Origin of the sequence: Lysobacter sp. cf310, assembly GCF_900114355.1 — a bacterium.
Lineage (GTDB): Bacteria > Pseudomonadota > Gammaproteobacteria > Xanthomonadales > Xanthomonadaceae > Lysobacter.
Map to the genome: position 1 here is coordinate 417,972 of NZ_FOSS01000002.1, position 16,138 is coordinate 434,109.

Annotated in this window: 14 protein-coding genes; 3 read left to right on the forward strand and 11 right to left on the reverse strand. The window is 69.1% G+C overall.

What is annotated here, in order from left to right:
* Positions 1 to 32: 32 nt before the first annotated feature.
* From BMZ45_RS08520 to BMZ45_RS08565, 10 genes are all read right to left on the reverse strand, one after another.
* A complete protein-coding gene (locus BMZ45_RS08520; protein WP_091635072.1) occupies positions 33 to 1,301 on the reverse strand; it encodes a glutamate-5-semialdehyde dehydrogenase in 1,269 nt (422 codons plus the stop codon).
* On the reverse strand, positions 1,298 to 2,479 hold the full coding sequence (gene proB, locus BMZ45_RS08525) for a glutamate 5-kinase (RefSeq protein WP_091635074.1): 1,182 nt from the start codon (positions 2,477 to 2,479) through the stop codon (positions 1,298 to 1,300). Before proB ends, BMZ45_RS08520 begins: the two co-directional genes overlap by 4 nt.
* Positions 2,476 to 3,765, reverse strand: coding sequence for an argininosuccinate lyase (gene argH, locus BMZ45_RS08530; RefSeq protein WP_091636355.1), 1,290 nt, complete (start codon positions 3,763 to 3,765; stop codon positions 2,476 to 2,478). Before argH ends, proB begins: the two co-directional genes overlap by 4 nt.
* An 11-nt stretch (positions 3,766 to 3,776) precedes the next feature.
* Positions 3,777 to 4,721 (reverse strand): N-acetyl-gamma-glutamyl-phosphate reductase, encoded by a 945-nt coding sequence (gene argC, locus BMZ45_RS08535; RefSeq protein ID WP_091635076.1) that lies wholly within the window; start codon positions 4,719 to 4,721, stop codon positions 3,777 to 3,779.
* On the reverse strand, positions 4,714 to 5,334 hold the full coding sequence (locus BMZ45_RS08540; protein ID WP_091635078.1) for a GNAT family N-acetyltransferase: 621 nt from the start codon (positions 5,332 to 5,334) through the stop codon (positions 4,714 to 4,716). The genes argC and BMZ45_RS08540 overlap by 8 nt, the downstream gene beginning before the upstream one ends.
* A 1-nt stretch (position 5,335) precedes the next feature.
* Positions 5,336 to 6,664, reverse strand: a complete 1,329-nt coding sequence (locus BMZ45_RS08545) for an acetylglutamate kinase (RefSeq protein ID WP_175489006.1) — start codon at positions 6,662 to 6,664, stop codon at positions 5,336 to 5,338.
* Complete coding sequence (locus BMZ45_RS08550; RefSeq protein ID WP_091635080.1) at positions 6,664 to 7,755, reverse strand: acetylornithine deacetylase; 1,092 nt, start codon at positions 7,753 to 7,755, stop codon at positions 6,664 to 6,666. The genes BMZ45_RS08545 and BMZ45_RS08550 overlap by 1 nt, the downstream gene beginning before the upstream one ends.
* A 207-nt stretch (positions 7,756 to 7,962) precedes the next feature.
* Positions 7,963 to 9,159 (reverse strand): argininosuccinate synthase, encoded by a 1,197-nt coding sequence (locus BMZ45_RS08555; RefSeq protein ID WP_091635082.1) that lies wholly within the window; start codon positions 9,157 to 9,159, stop codon positions 7,963 to 7,965.
* A gap of 145 nt (positions 9,160 to 9,304) precedes the next feature.
* On the reverse strand, positions 9,305 to 10,312 hold the full coding sequence (locus tag BMZ45_RS08560; protein WP_091635085.1) for an N-acetylornithine carbamoyltransferase: 1,008 nt from the start codon (positions 10,310 to 10,312) through the stop codon (positions 9,305 to 9,307).
* 329 nt (positions 10,313 to 10,641) lie between these two features.
* Positions 10,642 to 11,115, reverse strand: a complete 474-nt coding sequence (locus BMZ45_RS08565; RefSeq protein WP_091635087.1) for a hypothetical protein — start codon at positions 11,113 to 11,115, stop codon at positions 10,642 to 10,644.
* A gap of 242 nt (positions 11,116 to 11,357) precedes the next feature.
* Between BMZ45_RS08565 and cysS the strand changes: the two genes are divergently transcribed.
* The 3 genes from cysS to BMZ45_RS08580 all read left to right on the forward strand — a co-directional run bounded on the left by cysS (position 11,358) and on the right by BMZ45_RS08580 (position 14,695).
* Positions 11,358 to 12,734, forward strand: a complete 1,377-nt coding sequence (gene cysS / locus BMZ45_RS08570) for a cysteine--tRNA ligase (RefSeq protein WP_091635090.1) — start codon at positions 11,358 to 11,360, stop codon at positions 12,732 to 12,734.
* Positions 12,735 to 12,992: 258 nt separating this feature from the next.
* On the forward strand, positions 12,993 to 13,445 hold the full coding sequence (locus tag BMZ45_RS08575) for a SufE family protein (RefSeq protein ID WP_091635092.1): 453 nt from the start codon (positions 12,993 to 12,995) through the stop codon (positions 13,443 to 13,445).
* Positions 13,442 to 14,695 carry an MFS transporter gene (locus BMZ45_RS08580; RefSeq protein ID WP_091635095.1) on the forward strand — a complete coding sequence of 418 codons (1,254 nt, stop codon included), beginning with the start codon at positions 13,442 to 13,444 and terminating at the stop codon, positions 14,693 to 14,695. Before BMZ45_RS08575 ends, BMZ45_RS08580 begins: the two co-directional genes overlap by 4 nt.
* 207 nt (positions 14,696 to 14,902) lie before the next feature.
* Here the strand turns inward: BMZ45_RS08580 and dksA are convergent, their stop codons facing one another.
* Positions 14,903 to 15,976: an RNA polymerase-binding protein DksA gene (dksA, locus tag BMZ45_RS08585; RefSeq protein ID WP_091635096.1), complete on the reverse strand. Its 1,074-nt coding sequence runs from the start codon at positions 15,974 to 15,976 to the stop codon at positions 14,903 to 14,905.
* Between the last annotated feature and the right edge of the window lie 162 nt (positions 15,977 to 16,138).

A 16,138-nucleotide genomic window follows, 5' to 3' on the forward strand; every position in this document is an offset into this window, starting at 1 on the left:
AAGGCCGAGGGCGGCGGGGACCGCTCCGGCGCTCAGGCCTGTCTCGACTCCGGGTGCCGGACCTGTCCAGCCCCACGTACCACGTAGCGCTCGATGGTCAGCGATTCCACGCCCATCGGGCCGTAGGCGTGCAGACGCGTGGTCGAGATGCCGATCTCCGCGCCCAGGCCGAGCTGGCCGCCGTCGTTGAAGCGCGAAGAGGCATTGACCATCACCGCCGAGCTGCGCGTGCGGCGCACGAAGGCGTCGGCCGCGGCCGCGTCCTCGGTGGCGATCACTTCGGTGTGGTCGGAGCCGTGGCGGGCGATGTGGGCGAGCGCGGCGTCGAGGTCGTCGACCACGCGCAGGCTGAGGATCAGATCCAGGTACTCGGCGTCGTAGTCGGCCTCGCTGACCGGTCGCACCGCGTCCGAATACGCCTGCGCGCGCGCGCAGCCGCGCAGCTCGACTCCACGCTCGGCCAAGGCCGCGAGCGCACGCGGCAGGAACGTCGGCGCGATATCGGCGTGCACCAGCAGGGTTTCCAGAGCGTTGCACACGCCCGGGCGCGAGGTCTTGCCGTCGATCAGCAAGTCCAGCGCGCGCTCCGGGTCGGCGGCGCGGTCCACATAGAGGTGGCACACGCCCTTGTAGTGCTTGATCACCGGCACGCGCGCGTGCTCGGCGACGAAACGGATCAGGCCCTCGCCGCCGCGCGGGATCGCCAGATCGATCAGGTCCGACAGCTGCAGCAGCTCCAGCACGTGCTCGCGCGCGGTGTCCTCGATCAGGGTCGCGGCGGCCTCGGGCAGGCCGACTTCGCGCAAGGCCGCATGCAGGCAGGCGGCGATCGCGCGGTTGCTGGCGCGCGCTTCCGAACCGCCGCGCAGCAGCACGGCGTTGCCCGCCTTCAGGCATAGCGCGGCCGCGTCGGCGGTTACGTTCGGGCGCGCTTCGTAGATCATCGCGATCAGGCCCAGCGGTACGCGTTGGCGCTCGATCGTGAGACCGTTCGGACGTTGCTCGCGGCGGGTGACGTCGCCCAATGGATCGGGCTGGGCCGCGACTTCGCGCAGAGCGTCGGCGATCGCGGCCAGGCGCGCGGGATCCAGGCGCAGGCGGTCCAGCATCGCCGGCGACAAGCCGGCGGCATGGCCACGTTCGAGATCCTCGGCATTGGCCGCCAGCACCTGCACCGACTGCGCGTCCAACTGCGCGGCCATGGCTTCGATCAGCCGGCGCCGGGTCGCGCCATCGCTGGCCGCGAGCGCGTCCGCGGCCGCACGCGCCTGCAGCGCCAGATTGCGCACGTAACCGCTCATGCGGGCGTCTCCAGATCGTTGGGTTGCGCGTCCAGCAGGACCAGGTCGTCGCGGTGCACCACTTCCTCGCCGTAGCGGAAACCGAGCAGCGCTTCGATCTCGCGGCTGTGGCGACCGGCGATGCGCCGGGTCTCGGCGGCGTTGTACTGGGCCAGGCCGCGCGCCAAGGGCGCCGCGGCGGGATCGTCGTGCGGGCGCAGTTCGAGCACGTCGCCGCGCCGGAACTCGCCCAGCACCTCGACCACGCCGCCCGGCAGCAAGGACGCGCCGCGCGCTTGCAGCGCCGCCGCCGCACCGGCGTCGATGCGCAGCGCGCCGCTGGCGGGCGCATGCCGCAGCCATTGCTTGCGCGCACGCGCGCGATCGCGGCGCGCGGCGATCAGAGTGCCGCGCAGACGGCCCTCGCCGAGCGCGCGCACGACCTCGGCGTCGCGGCCGCAGAACAGCGCGGTGGAGATGCCCGCCATCGCCGCCTTGGCGCCGGCCTCCAGCTTGGTGCGCATGCCGCCGGTGCCGAGCGCGCCGGCGCCGCCGCTGGCGGCTTGCAGCAGTTCGGGCGTCACCGCGGCCACGCGCTCGATCGGGCGCGCGTCGGGATCGCGCTGCGGGTGGCCGCTGTAGAGGCCGCCGATATCGGTGGCGATCAGCAGCAGGTCGGCGTCGACCAGCGAGGCCACCGCAGCGGCGAGGTTGTCGTTGTCGCCGAGCTTGAGCTCGTCGACCGCGACGGTATCGTTCTCGTTGATGACCGGCAGTGCGCCCAGGCGCAGCAGCTCGCGCAACGCGGCGCGCGCGTTGAGGTAGCGGCGACGATGGCGCAGATCGTCGTGGGTCAGCAGTACCTGCGCGACCGGCGCGGGCGACAGCGACTGCCAGAACGAGACCAGCGAGGCCTGGCCCAGCGCGGCCAGCGCCTGGCGCAGCACCAGGCCGTCGCCGCCGGTCTTGATGCGGCCGCGCCCGGCCGCGACCGCGCCGGAGGAGACCAGCACCACTTCGCGGCCTTCGGCGCGCGCGTGGGCGATGAAGTGCGCGAGCTCGGTGGCGTAACGCGGGTCCAGACCGTCCTCGGACGGCCGGTCGGGCGCGCCGGCGAGCAGGCTGCTGCCCACCTTCAATACCGCGCGCCGCCAGGACGGCAAAGGCTGCGCTGCGAAGTCCTTTGCCGTCGTGCTCATGTCAGATCCTGCAATCGTTGCCGCAAGCTGTCCAAGCGCAGATCGGCGGCCGCGCCGGGCGAGACGCGTGCGGCCAGGCTGGCCTCGGGATCGCCCTGGGCCCAGCGCGCCGGGTCGGCGGCCTGCTTGTAGGCGTCGCGGAACGGCAGACCGTCGCGCGCCAGATCGACCGCCAGGTCGGTGGCGTACATCGAAGGGTCCAGCGCCGCGCGCAGGCGTTCGGGCTTCCATTCCAGATTGCGCAGCAGATCCGGCAGCAGCTCCAGCGCGGCCAGGCCTCGGCCGAAGGCGTGGAAGATCGCGCCCTTGGAGAACTGCAGATCGCGGTGATAGCCCGAGGGCAGCGACAGCAATTGCTCGATCTCGGTGCGCGCGGCGGCCGCGGCCGAATAGCTGGCGCGCATCAGCTCGATCACGTCGGGATTGCGCTTGTTGGGCATGATCGAACTGCCGGTGGTGTACTCCGCCGGCAGGGCGACGAAATCGAACTCGGCGCTGGTGAACAGGCTCAGGTCCCAGGCCAGGCGGCGCAGGTCCAACAAGGCCGAGGACAGCGCCTCGATCGCGCCCATCTCGAACTTGCCGCGCGACAGCTGCGCGTACGCGGCCGACACCTGCAAGCGGCCGAAGCCCAGGGCCTGAGTGGTGTGGTCGCGCGCCAGCGGCAGGTTCACGCCGTAGCCGGCGGCGCTGCCGAGCGGATTGGCGTCGACCCAGTCCAGGGTCTGGCGCGCGCGCAGCGCGTCGTCGATGTAGCCTTCGGCCCAGGCCGCCCACCACATGCCGGCCGAGGACACCACGGCGCGCTGCAGATGCGTGTAGCCCGGCAGCGGCAGCGCGGCTTCGGCCTCGGCGCGCGCCAGCGCGACCTGCGCGCTTTCGCGGCACAGCGCGAGCAGGCGCGACAGCCGGTCCTTCAGCCACAGGCGCGTGGCGACCAGGATCTGGTCGTTGCGGCTGCGGCCGGTGTGGATCTTGCGACCGGCATCGCCCAGGCGCTCGATCAGGCGCGACTCGATCGCCGAGTGGCCGTCCTCGAAACGCTCGTCGAGCACGAATGCGCCGGCGCCGAAATCCGCGGCCAGCGCATCGAGCTCGCGCGACAGCCCGGCCAGCTCGTCGGCGGACAGGATGCCGATCTGTTGCAGGCCCTGCGCATGCGCACGGCTGGCCTCGATGTCGAACAGGAAGAACTCGCGGTCCAGGATCACGTCCTCGCCGGCGAGGAAACGCTGGATGCGCGCGTCGACCTTGACGCCGGGTTTTTGCCAGAGCAGATCGGACATGGAGCCTTCCTTCAAAGGGGGATGCCGGCGGCTTCGTCGTAGCCGAAGGCCAGGTTGAGGTTCTGCAGCGCCTGGGTGGCGGCGCCCTTGAGCAGATTGTCTTCGGTCGCCACCACCACCGCGCGGCGGCCGTCGTCGGCCAGGGCGAAACCGCCCAGCTCGACATGATGGCGCCCGGCGATCGCACTGACCCAGGGCGCCGCATCGAGCACGCGCACCAGGGCTTCGCCGGCGTAGCGTTCGCGATAGCGCGCGACCAGGGCCTCGTGCGTGAGCGCCTGGCTCAGGTGCAGGTTGGCGGTGATGGTCAGGCCGCGGAAATGCGGCGCCACGTGCGGCAGGAATTCGACCGCGTGCCCGAGCTGGCGGGTCACCTCGCGCTCGTGCACGTGACCGGTCAGCGCGTACGGCATCAGATTGTCGCGCAGCTTGTCGGGGTCGTTCTTGTCCGAGGGAGTGGTGCCCGCGCCCGAATAGCCGGACACGCCGAAGCACTGGACGGGGCCGTCCAGCACATCCAGCAAGGGCGCGACCGCCAGCTGCATCGCGGTGGCGTAGCAGCCGGGGTTGCTGATCCGGCGCTGGCCGGCATAGCGCGCGCGGGTGAGCTCCGGCAGGCCGTAGTACCAGCCCTCGTCGAAGCGGTAATCGGCCGACAGATCGACGATGACCGGATCGACGCCGGCCGTGTCGAACGCGGCCACGCAGTCGGCGGCCTTGCCGTTGGGCAGGGCCAGGATCACCGCGTCGGCGCCGTAGCCGGGCAGCTGTTCGTGCGAAGGCGCGCTGTAACGCAGTTCGCCGCCGACCTCGGGAAAATGCTCGGCCACGCGCTGGCCTTCGCGCTCGCGCGAGGACACGAAGGCGAGCTCGAAGCCCGGATGCGCGGCGATCAGGCGGATCAGTTCCGCGCCGACGTGGCCGCGCGCGCCGACGATGCCTACGGTCTTAGTCATGCGAGGCTCCCGTAGCGTGCCGTTGAAGTTGGTAGTGCAGGTTGCGCTTCACCGCCTGCCATTCCGAGTCGATGATCGAGAACGCGACCGTGTCGCGCGGGCTGCCGTCGGCGTGGCGGCGATGGTTGCGCAGCACGCCGTCCTGCTTGGCGCCGAGCCGGGCGATGGCCGTGCGCGAGGCCAGATTGAACCAACTGGTCTCGAAGCCCACGGCGATGCAGCCCAAGGTTTCGAAGGCGTGCTGCAGCAACAGCAACTTGGCCTGGGTGTTCAGACCGGTGCGCTGCACGCGAGGAGCGTAGAAGGTGTAGCCGATCTGCAGGCGCGGCACCTGCGCGTCCATGTCGTAGTAACGCGTGCTGCCGACCACCCCGCCCTGCGCGTCGAGCACGGCGTAGGGCCAGGCCTGGCCGCGGTCGCGCATCGCCAGCGCCGCGTCGATGTAGGCGTCCACGCCCTCGGGCGCCGGCACGTTGGTGTACCAGAGCCGGGCCAGCGCGCCGCCGGCCAGGGCCGCACGCAGGCCGTCGGCGTGCGCGGGCGTCAGGGGTTCGAGTGCGACGTGCTCGCCGCGCAAGCGCGGCTGTGCGTTCCAGGCGGGGTTCGTGCCCATCTCAGCCCTCCAGGGTCGGCGCGCGCCGGCTGGAATAATCGACGCAGGCGGCGATTTCGTTGAAGCCCTGCATGCCGTACCAGAACACCTTCCACTTCTCCTGCTTCAGGCAGCCGTCGGATTCGGAGTAGTAGAAGGGATTGACCGGATTGCCGTGGCGCGAGCGCCAGAACACGCTGGGATTCTGCTCGCGCATGACCTGCCACACCGCGCGCCCCAGGCCTTCGCCCTGGGCGTCGTCCAGCACCGCGAACTTGTCCAGATAGGTGCGGCCCTCGGCCTCGATCAAAATCACCGCGGCGCGGTAGTTCTCGCTGACGTAAGCGCGCTTGAGCACAGTGCTGTCGAAATAGTCGTCGACCAGCTTGCGGCCGAACGCGGATTCGATCAGCGAACGCAGCCGCACCAGATCCAGTTCGTCCCAGCGCTGCGCCTGCAGCACGCGCTCGCCGCGCCGGACCAGGGTGCCCGAGCCCTTGTGGGTGAACAGTTCCTTGGCCAGCTCGGCCGGCTTGGTGATCGACACCGACGAGGTCAGCGGCAGCTTGTCCAACAGGTCCTTGATCTGCTCGATCTTGACCCGCATGCCGCCGTTGATCCACGGCTGCTGGATCAGGTCTTCGTATTCGGTGGACAGGTTGATCGAATCGATCACCCGGCCGTTGTCGTCGAGCAACCCGCCGGTGCCGGTCAGGAACACGATCTTGTACGGCTGCAGCACCTGCACCAGCTCGTTGGCGGCGAAATCGGCGTTGACGTTGAGGATCTGCCCGCCCGCGGTCTCGCCCAGGCTGGCGATCACCGGGATCGAGCCGGCCTGCAGGCTGGCCTCGATCGGGGCCAGGTTGACCTTCCTGACTTCGCCGACCAGGCCGTAGGTGTCGCGGTCGAGATAGTCGGCCTCGAACACGCCGGAGATGATCGAGGTCGCGCGGCCGTCGCCGGCCTGCAGCGCTTCGACCAGCTTGAGGTTCTGCGACTGAAATACGCGGCGCACGATCGCCAGCGCTTCCGGCGAGGTCACGCGCAGGCCGTTCACGGTCTGCTTGACGATACCGGCCGCCGACAGCTCGTCGTCCAGCTGCGGGCCGGCGCCGTGGATCACGATCGGGGTCAGGCCCACGTCCTGCAGGAAGGCCAGCGACGAGGTCAGCGCCTCCAGATCGTCGCGCAGCACCGCGCCGCCGACCTTGACCACGGCGAAGCGCTTGGCGTCGAGCTGGGAGAAGCGCTTGAGGTACTGCGAGATCTCCTTCGCGCTGGCCATGCTGGACAGCAGGCGCACGATGGTCTGGCGGGTTTGCAGGTGGGCGTCCATCGAGATGGCCATCAGACCTTGCCTCCCATGATGCGGGCGACGCTGTGCGCGTAACGCTCCAGTTGCTCCAGGCTCACCCATTCGTCGGCGGTATGCGCCTGGGCGATGTCGCCGGGGCCGTAGACGATCGCGGTGAGGCCGGCGGCCGAGAACAGCGAGGCCTCGGTCCAGAAATCCACCGCGTTGCCGATCGGCAGGTCCAGCGCGTCGGCCAGATCGCGCGCCTCCAGCCGGCGCTGCTCGGCCGTGGCGACGTCGCCGCCGGGCAGCGAGGGGCCGCGGAAGGTTTCCTCGTAACGCTCGATCGCGCCGGCCTCGATCAGGGTGCCGAAGGTCTCGTGCAGGCCGTCGATCGACTGCGAGGGCAGCGGGCGGAAGCCGAAGCGCAGCTCGGCGCTGGGCGCGATCATGTTGGCCTTGATGCCGCCTTCGACGCGGCCGATGTTGAAACGCAGGCCGGTCAGGCCGCCGAAGCGCTGATGCGACTGCGATTCGACGTAGTCCAGCGCCTTCCCGCCCCAGCGGATGGTCTGGTGCAGCGCGCTGGCCTGGATCGCGTTCGCGCCCGAGGCATGGCCGGCGACGCCGCGAAACTTCAGCAGCACCGAGCTGATGCCGCGATGCGCGAGCACCGCCTCGCACTGGGTCGGTTCGGCCACCACCACTTCGTTGAAACCGTGCGCAGTGGCCAGGAAGCCGGCGATGCAGCGCGGGTCGTTGGCCTCTTCGTCGGTGCTGAACAGGAACGCGGCATCGCCCGTGGTCGCCGCCGCCGCGGCCAGCAGGCCGGCCGCCGCGCCCTTGATGTCGCAGGCGCCCAGGCCGATCGCGCGGTCACCGGTCACGCGCAGGGTATGCGGGTCGGCGCTCCACGCGTCCGAGGACGGCACGGTGTCGAGGTGGACGTTGAACAGACGCTGCGGCTTGCCGCGCACGGCCAGCATCGACACCGCGCCATCGCCGTGGTCGACGACCTCGATGCGGAAACCTTCGAGCTGGCTGCGCAGGTAATCGAAGATGCCGCCCGTGCCGATCTGGCGCGGCGGGTTGCGGGTGTCGAAGGACACCAGGGCTTCGAGGTGTTGCAAAACTTCGGAGAGCATGGAGTTCGTGGCTCGTCGTGTCGGGCGGCGGTTCGGGTTCGGTGTTGCGTTGGTTCCCTCTCCCGCTTGCGGGAGAGGGCTAGGGTGAGGGCCGCTGTTGCTTTGAGAGAAACAACAACAGCAACAGCGGCTTGCGCCTTCGGCGCTTGCTGCCCTCGCCCCAACCCCTCTCCCGCAAGCGGGAGAGGGGCTTCACGCTTGTTTGCTTTACTGCTTGCGATTGATCTCGGCCCACAGCGTGCTGCTCATGCCGAACAGCTTGATGAAGCCCTCGGCCTCGGCCACGCCCCAATCCGCGGCCTGGGCGTAGGTCGCGCCCTTGGCGTTGAGGATGTGCGGCGAACTGATCGCGACCGCGTTGACGATGCCGCCGTTGGTCTCCAGCACGACCTCGCCGTTGACGGTGGACTGCGAGCTGGCCAGGTAGGCCTCCAGGTCGGTCTTGAGCGGATCGTGGAAGAAGCCTTCGTAGACCAGCTCGACCCACTTGCGCGCCACTTCCGGCTTGAAGCGGTTCTGCTGCTTGGTCAGCACCGCCTCTTCGAGCGCGCGGTGCGCGGTCAGCAGCGCGATCAGGCCCGGGGCCTCGAAGATGATGCGGCCCTTGAGGCCGATGGTGGTGTCGCCGGTGTACAGGCCGCGGCCGACGCCGTACTCGGCGAACAGGCCGTTGAGCTTGGCCAGCAGGGTGTGGCCGGCGATCTTCTGGCCGTCCAGGGACACCGCTTCGCCGTTCTCGAAGCCGATCGTCACCTTCAGCGCGTCCGTCGGCCATTCGGCACGCGGCTTGCACCAGCCGCGCGCGCCCTCGCCCGGCGCCTGCCAGCGGTCGATCTCGCCGCCGGACATGGTCAGGCCGAGCAGGTTCTCGTTGATGGTGTAGGCCTTTTGCTTGGCGCGCACGCCGAAGCCGCGCTCTTCCAGGTATTTCTGCTCGTAGGCGCGCACCTCGGTGTGCTCCTTCTGGATTTCGCGGATCGGCGCGACGATCTCGTAGTCGCCCAGCGCCTTCACCGCCAGGTCGAAACGCACCTGGTCGTTGCCCATGCCGGTGCAGCCGTGCGCGATCGCCTTGGTGCCCAGCTCGGCGGCGCGCGCGAGCGCGGCTTCGACGATCAGGTAACGGTCGGAGACCAGCAGCGGGTACTGGCCCTGATAGCCCTCGCCGGCCCATACGAAGGGCTTGACGAAACCGGACCAGATCGCCGGGCCGCCATCGACGGTGACGTGGCTGGCCACGCCGAGCTCGGCCGCGCGCTGTTCGATGAAGGCGCGCTCTTCCGCGTCCACGCCGCCGGTGTCGGCGAACACGGTGTGCACGGCCCAGCCGCGCTCCTGCAGGTAAGGCACGCAGAAGCTGGTGTCGAGGCCGCCGGAGAAGGCGAGGACGATGTCTTTGCTCATTTCTTTCTCTCTTGTCTTTGCCCCCTCGCCCGCTTGCGGGAGAGGGTTGGGGTGAGGGCAAACGAATGCGGTCAAGGTTTCGGAGCGAAGGCGAACGCGCCTCCACTCCAAGCCCTCTCCCGTGCCGCGGGAGAGGGGCTGGAAATTACTGTCCGATCAATGCCGCCATGATCGCCTTCTGCACGTGCAGACGGTTCTCGGCCTCGTCGATCGCGATGCACTGCGGCGAATCCATCACCGCGTCGGTGGCCTTGACGTTGCGGCGCAGCGGCAGGCAGTGGCTGAAGACGCCGTTATTGGTCAGCGCCATCTTGGCTTCGTCGACGATGAAGTGCTGGTACTGGTCGCGGATCGGCTTCTCCGGGCCCCAGTTGCCGAAGTACGGCAGCGCGCCCCAGCTCTTGGCGTAGACCACGTCGGCGCCGCGGTAGGCGCTCTCGATGTCGTGGCTGACCTGGAGCGAGCCGCCGCTCTCGGCCACGTTCTGCTCGGCCCAGCCCATGTAGCGCTCGTCGAGCACGTACTCCGGCGTCGGGCACAGCAGGGTCACGTCCATGCCCAGGCGGGTGGCGATGGTCAGGGCCGAGTTGGCGACCGCGGTGTTGAGCGGCTTGGGGTGGTAGGTCCAGGTCAGCACGTACTTCTTGCCGCGCAGGTCGGAGGTGCCGAAGTGCTCCTGCAGGGCCAGCGCGTGGGCGAGCTCCTGGCAGGGATGGGTGATGGTCTCCATGTTGATGACCGGCACCGGCGAATACTTGGCGAAGCTGGCCAGCACCTTGTCCTGGCGGTCGTTGGCCCAGTCGACGAACTTCGGGAACGCGCGCACGCCGATCAGGTCGACGTAGCGGCCCAGCACCTTGGCGACTTCGGCGATGTGCTCCTCGGTGTCGCCGTCCATGACCGTGCCCAGTTCGAACTCGATCGGCCATGCGTCCTTGCCCGGCTGCAGGACCACGGCGTGGCCGCCGAGCTGGAACGCGCCCAGCTCGAAGCTGGTGCGGGTGCGCATCGACGGGTTGAAGAACACCAGCGCGATCGACTTGCCTTTCAACTGGTCGCCGAGCTTGCTGCGCTTGAACGCGGCGGCCTGCGCCAGCAGCGCGTCGAGGTCGGCGCGCGACCAGTCCTGGGTGTTGAGGAAGTGCTTGATCATGGGCGGTGTCGTTGGGCGTAGTTCTGGATCGGTGGGAGGGAGGCCGGAAACCGCGGTTCGGGGTTTGCGGAGGCTGAAAACAAAAAAGCCCAGCGCTAAGGCTGGGCTTTTCGTGTGTGTGGCTTGTTACACGAACGACGGCGAGCACCGTCACCCAGCGGATTGGCAGGGCAACGGTCGGCGCGCGCGCGAGGTCATGCCCGCCGCCATGTAGGCGGAGGTGAGGACGTCGGCGTCGGCGCGCAGGTGGGTCATTAGGGGGCGAATGCTCGCATGCGGCCCCCGGCGGCGCAAGTCGAAACCGGGCCGGGCCTTATGCCGGATCGGCATCAGCGCGAGTTGAGCGGGGCCACCACCGGGGTCACGGCGACCCGGATGCGCAGCCGGTTGCCCGGATCCTCGGGCAGGCGCGAGCGGTACTTGGAGCCCTTGTAGACGTAGTCCACGTCGTAGGCGATGGGCTGGCGGAACTCGCGCTCCACCGGCACCGAGCGGCAATTCTCGGCCGCGGCCTGACGCTCGCGCTCGTGGCGGTCGCGGGTCAGCACGTCCTTGACCGCACCGACCATGCGCGACAGGCGCGAGTCCTCGGTGGCGGGTTTGGGGCTCTGGTCGCAGCGTTTTTCGATGCTGGTCGCGGTGAGGGTCTGGTAGACCGGGGTCACGCGCAGGACCTGGGCGTACTCGTAGCGCACGTTCTCGGCCTGGATCACCGTCGTGCTCTGCGCCGACGCAGCGCCGGCCCAAAGGGCCCCCAAGGCGCCAGCCAGCAAGAGTGGGACTACCAGGTGAGGACGGTTCATCGGGCTCGCATCGGTTCCGTGAACAAATTGTAAGGACCGGAGTGTAGCCACGACCTGAATCAACCCTCCAGTCCCGAACCCAGGACGAGATCGGCGCCCTCGCATCGATTCTCATTCCGCCGACCGAGCGCGGTCGGAGGGCTTTCGGCCGGATCGGGATCGCCGCGGGCCTGAGTGGAAGGACGCCGGCTGCGCGGGTCGGGCCCCTGCCGCTAGAATGGCCTGAACCATAGCGTGCCCCCATGAGCCTGCATCTCTACAACAGCCTGACGCGACGGGTCGAGCCGTTCGTACCCGTCGATCCCGCCCGCCCGACCATGTACGTGTGCGGGCCCACCGTCTACAACTACGTGCACATCGGCAATGCCCGTGGCCCGGTGGTGTTCGGCGTGCTCGCCGACCTGCTGCGCCGCCGCTACGGCGGCCTGGTCTACGCGCGCAACATCACCGACGTCGACGACAAGATCAACGCCGCCGCCGCCGAGCAGCGGGTGCCGATCTCGGCCATCACCGACCGCTACGCCGCCGCCTACCGCGAGGACATGGCCGCGCTGGGCGTGCGCGCGCCGGACCTGGAACCGGCCGCCACCGCGCACATCGACCAGATCATCGCCATGATCGAGCGCCTGATCGCCAACGGCCACGCCTACGCGGCCGAGGGCCACGCCCTGTTCGCGATCGGCAGCTTCGACCGCTACGGCAAGCTGTCGCGCCGCGACCCGGAAGAAATGCTGGCCGGCGCGCGCGTCGAGGTGGCCCCGTACAAGCGCGACGCCGGCGATTTCGTGCTGTGGAAGCCGTCCACCGACGACCTGCCCGGCTGGGACTCGCCCTGGGGCCGCGGCCGCCCGGGCTGGCACATCGAATGCTCGGCGATGGCCGCCGCCCACCTGGGCGAGACCATCGACATCCACGCCGGCGGCGTCGATCTGCAGTTCCCGCATCACGAGAACGAGATCGCCCAGAGCGAATGCGCGCACGGCGGCAAGATCTTCGCCCGCCACTGGCTGCACAACGGCATGCTCAACTTCGGCGGCGCCAAGATGTCGAAGTCGCTGGGCAACATCGAGCGCGTGCACGACCTGGTGCGCGAGCACCCGCCCGAAGCCCTGCGCTACGCCCTGCTCTCGGCCCACTACCGCCAGCCGCTGGACTGGTCGGACGCGCTGATCGAGCAAAGCGTGCGCACCTTGGACCGTCTGTACGGGACGCTGCGCGACCTGGCCGACATCGCCCTGGTCGAGGGCATCGAGATTCCGGCCGCGATCGAGGCGGCGCTGGAAGACGATCTCAACACGCCCAACGCGCTGGCCGAGATCGCGCGCATCGCATCCGAGGCGCGCAAGGCCGAGGGCGACGAGCGGGCGGCGCTCAAGCGCCAGCTGCTGGGCGCCGGCCTGGCCCTGGGCCTGCTGCAGCAGGATCCGGCGGCCTGGTTCGCACGCGGCGCCGACGGCAGCGACGATGCGCGCATCCAGGCCCTGATCGACGAACGCAGCGCGGCCAAGAAGAACCGCGACTTCGCGCGCTCGGACGCGATCCGCGACCAGCTAGCGGGCGAAGGCATCCTGCTGGAAGACACGCCGCAGGGCGTGCGCTGGGTGAGGAAGCGCGCTTAGGCGATGCCCTATCGGCACCAGCTGCTCTTGCGAACCGCCGGGCTTGCGCGCTCGCTAAGCCGTGCCGAAAAGCAAATCCTCCCCGGCCCTCCTTTTTCAAAGGTGGGGGTAAAGCGCGGCGCTCAGCGATACCGGCTTTTTGCATCCCCCTTTGAAACAGGGAATTTAGGGGGATTTTCTTTGCGAGCGACAAGACAGCCCACGCAGCGACGCAGCGTCCCGCCCGTTCCCGCGCATGAGGCGTAGAATATGCAGGCAATGAACGCCATCGCCGTCCCCGTCTCGCCCTTCCCGCTCGAACCCACCGCCACCGAAGCCCAGGCCGCGATCCGCGAGGAATTCGCCTTCTTCGGCGACTGGTCCGAGCGCTACCAGTACCTGATCGACCTCGGCCGCAAGCTGCCCGCGCTGCCGGAGGCGTGGAAGACCGAGGAGCACCGCCTGCACGGCTGCCAGTCGCTGGTCTGGATCGTCGCCCAGGGCGATGCCGAGCGCCTGGATTTCCATGCCATCAGCGATTCGGCGATCGTGTCCGGCCTGATCTTCCTGGCCTTGCGGGTGTACTCGGGCCGCAGCGCGGCCGAGATCGCCGCCACCGAGGCCGACTACATCGCCGACATCGGCCTGGCCAAGCACCTCTCGCCGACCCGCAGCAACGGCCTGACCGCGCTGCTGGCCTTCATCGGCGACCAGGCCCGTCAGCGGCTGTGAACGCAGCGGCGACCGCGCCCGAGCCGTCGCTGCTGCATAACCGCGGTTTCGTCGGCCTGCTGGTCTATCGTCTGCTGGCGATGATGTCCTACCAGATCGTCGCGGTGACGGTCGGCTGGCACATCTACAAGCTCACCAACGACACCCTCGCGCTGGGCCTGATCGGCCTGACCGAGGTGGTGCCCTACTTCTGCTTCGCCTTGTTCGCCGGCTATGCGGTCGATCACCTGCCGCGGCGCAAGCTGGGCATGTTCGCCTGCCTGGGCCTGCTGCTGACCACCCTGATGCTGGCCGGCGTGGCCAGCGGCCATCTGCCCGCGGGCGCGTTCGGCATCGGCACCCTGACCATCTATGCGGCGATCGCGATCAACGGCGTGGTGCGCGCGTTCCTGTCGCCGGTCTACATGTCGCTGTTCGCGCGCGTGCTCAAGCGCGAGCAGTTCGCGCGCGGCGCCGGCGTCGGCAGCGTGGTCATGCAGACCGGGCTGGTGGTGGGCCCGGCGCTGGGCGGCGGCCTGATCGCCTGGGGCGGGGTGACCTCGGCCTACCTGACCTCGGCCGCGTTCGCGCTGGCCGCGGCGATCGCGATCATTTCCCTGCGCGTGACCGAACCCGCGCCCGCGGCCGAGCGCGCGCCGGTGTTCAAGAGCATCGGCGAAGGCCTGCGCTTCGTGTTCAACAACCAGATCGTGCTGGGCGCGCAGGCGCTGGACATGTTCTCGGTGCTGTTCGGCGGCGCGGTCGCGTTGCTGCCGGCCTTCATCCACGACGTGCTGCATTACGGACCCGAGGCCTTGGGCATCCTGCGGGCGGCGCCGGCCGCCGGCGCGGTGCTGATCGGGCTGTGGCTGGCGCGACATCCGCCGCAGAAGCACGCCGGGCGCCTGCTGCTGTACGCGGTGGCCGGTTTCGGCCTGTGCATCATCGGCTTCGCGCTGTCGCGCCAGTTCTGGCTGTCGGCGACCATGCTGCTGTTGTCGGGCATGTGCGACGGCGTGTCGGTGGTGCTGCGTTCGACCATTCTGCAGTTGTCGACGCCGGACGAAATGCGCGGCCGGGTGTCGTCAATCAACGGCATCTTCATCGGTTCGTCGAACGAGCTGGGCGCGTTCGAATCGGGCGTGGCGGCCAAGCTGCTGGGCCTGGTGCCGTCGGTGGTGTTCGGCGGCTGCATGACCCTGATGGTGGTGGCGGCGACGGCCAAGCTGGCGCCGAAGCTGCGGCGCTTGAATCTGCGCGATTTGCAGTAGCGGCGCTGGGGCGTTGCGGTCGGTCGAGCTTAGAAGCAAATCCCCCCTAGCCCCCCTTTTTCAAAGGGGGGAACAGCAAGCCGCCTTTCGACGCACCGCCTCCCCCTTTGAAAAAGGGGGATTGAGGGGGATTTGCTCCTGCCCGCGCCGCCAACGAAAAAGCCCCGCTCGCGCGGGGCCTTTCGCAAGCGATCCTAGCCGCGAGGCTCAGTCGCCCATCTGCTTCTGCATGTGCTCCCAACGCTCCTGCGCGTCGATGGTGCGCTCGGCGGTGAGGCGGGCTTCCAGACGCTCCAGGCCGATCTCTTCGCCGGTGTCGACGCAGAAACCGTAGTCGCCGGAGTCGACGCGCTTGAGCGTGCTGTCGATCTTGCTGATCAGCTTGCGGTAGCGGTCGCGGGTGCGCAGTTCCAGCGAGTTCTCGGTTTCGCGGGTCGCGCGCTCGGCTTCGTCGCCGACGTCGCGGACTTCGTCCTTGAGGTTCTCGATGGTCTGCTTGGACTCTTCGACCAGGTCGGCGCGCCAGCTGAGCAGGCGCTGGCGGAAGTACTCCAACTGCAGCGGGCTCATGTATTCCTCGTCCACGGCCGGGCGGTAGCCCTGCGGCACGATCGGACGGCCAGTGGCCTCATCGTTCTGATACGGGACGACCTTCACCTTGGCCTTGGGCGCGGGCGCCTGGGGCTTGGCGGCCACGGCCACGGCGACCTTGCCCAGGGGGCGGGTAGCGGCGGGCTTGGCGGCGGGCGGGGTCGCAGCGGCGGGGGACTTGCTGGAGACTGGTTGGGTCACTGTGCTCTTTGCGGGTTCGTTCTTGCTCGCGAGCGTCGCCACCGGTGCGGTCTTGGTCGGCGGGCTAGCGGCGGGTTTCTTGACGACGGTGGGCTTGGGCTCTGGCTTCCTTGCCGCGGCCGCCGGGGCCACCACGGGTTTCTTGACCGGGGCCTTGCTGGCCGCGACCGGCTTTTTGGCCGGCGCAGCGGGCTTGGCCGCGGGCTTCTTCACGGGCGCCGCCTTCTTGGCGACGACCGGCGATTTCTTGGCTGCAGGCTTGGACGCGGGCTTCTTGACCGGCGCCGCCTTCTTGGCCGCGGGCTTCTTGACTGCGGGCTGCTTGGCGACCTTCTTGGCGGCGACCTTGGCCGCGGGCTTCTTCGCCGCCGGCTTCTTGGTCGCGGTTTTGCTGGCCGCAGTCTTGGAGGAGGCGGCCTTCTTCACGGCCGGCTTGACGGTCTTCTTAGCCGCCTTGGCGGCCTTCTTCGCAGGTTTTTTCACTGCCACGAGCGGCTTGTCCTTCTATTCCCTGAGGGAACTCCCGGACCGTTCCGGAAGCTTCGCGAACCGCGAGGTCCGCTCGGCGATCAAATACACAAATGCGCGACCGCCGCAAGCGAAATCCGCCGTACCCGGCATTTTTCGCCTCGTCAGGCCAACCCTGTCACT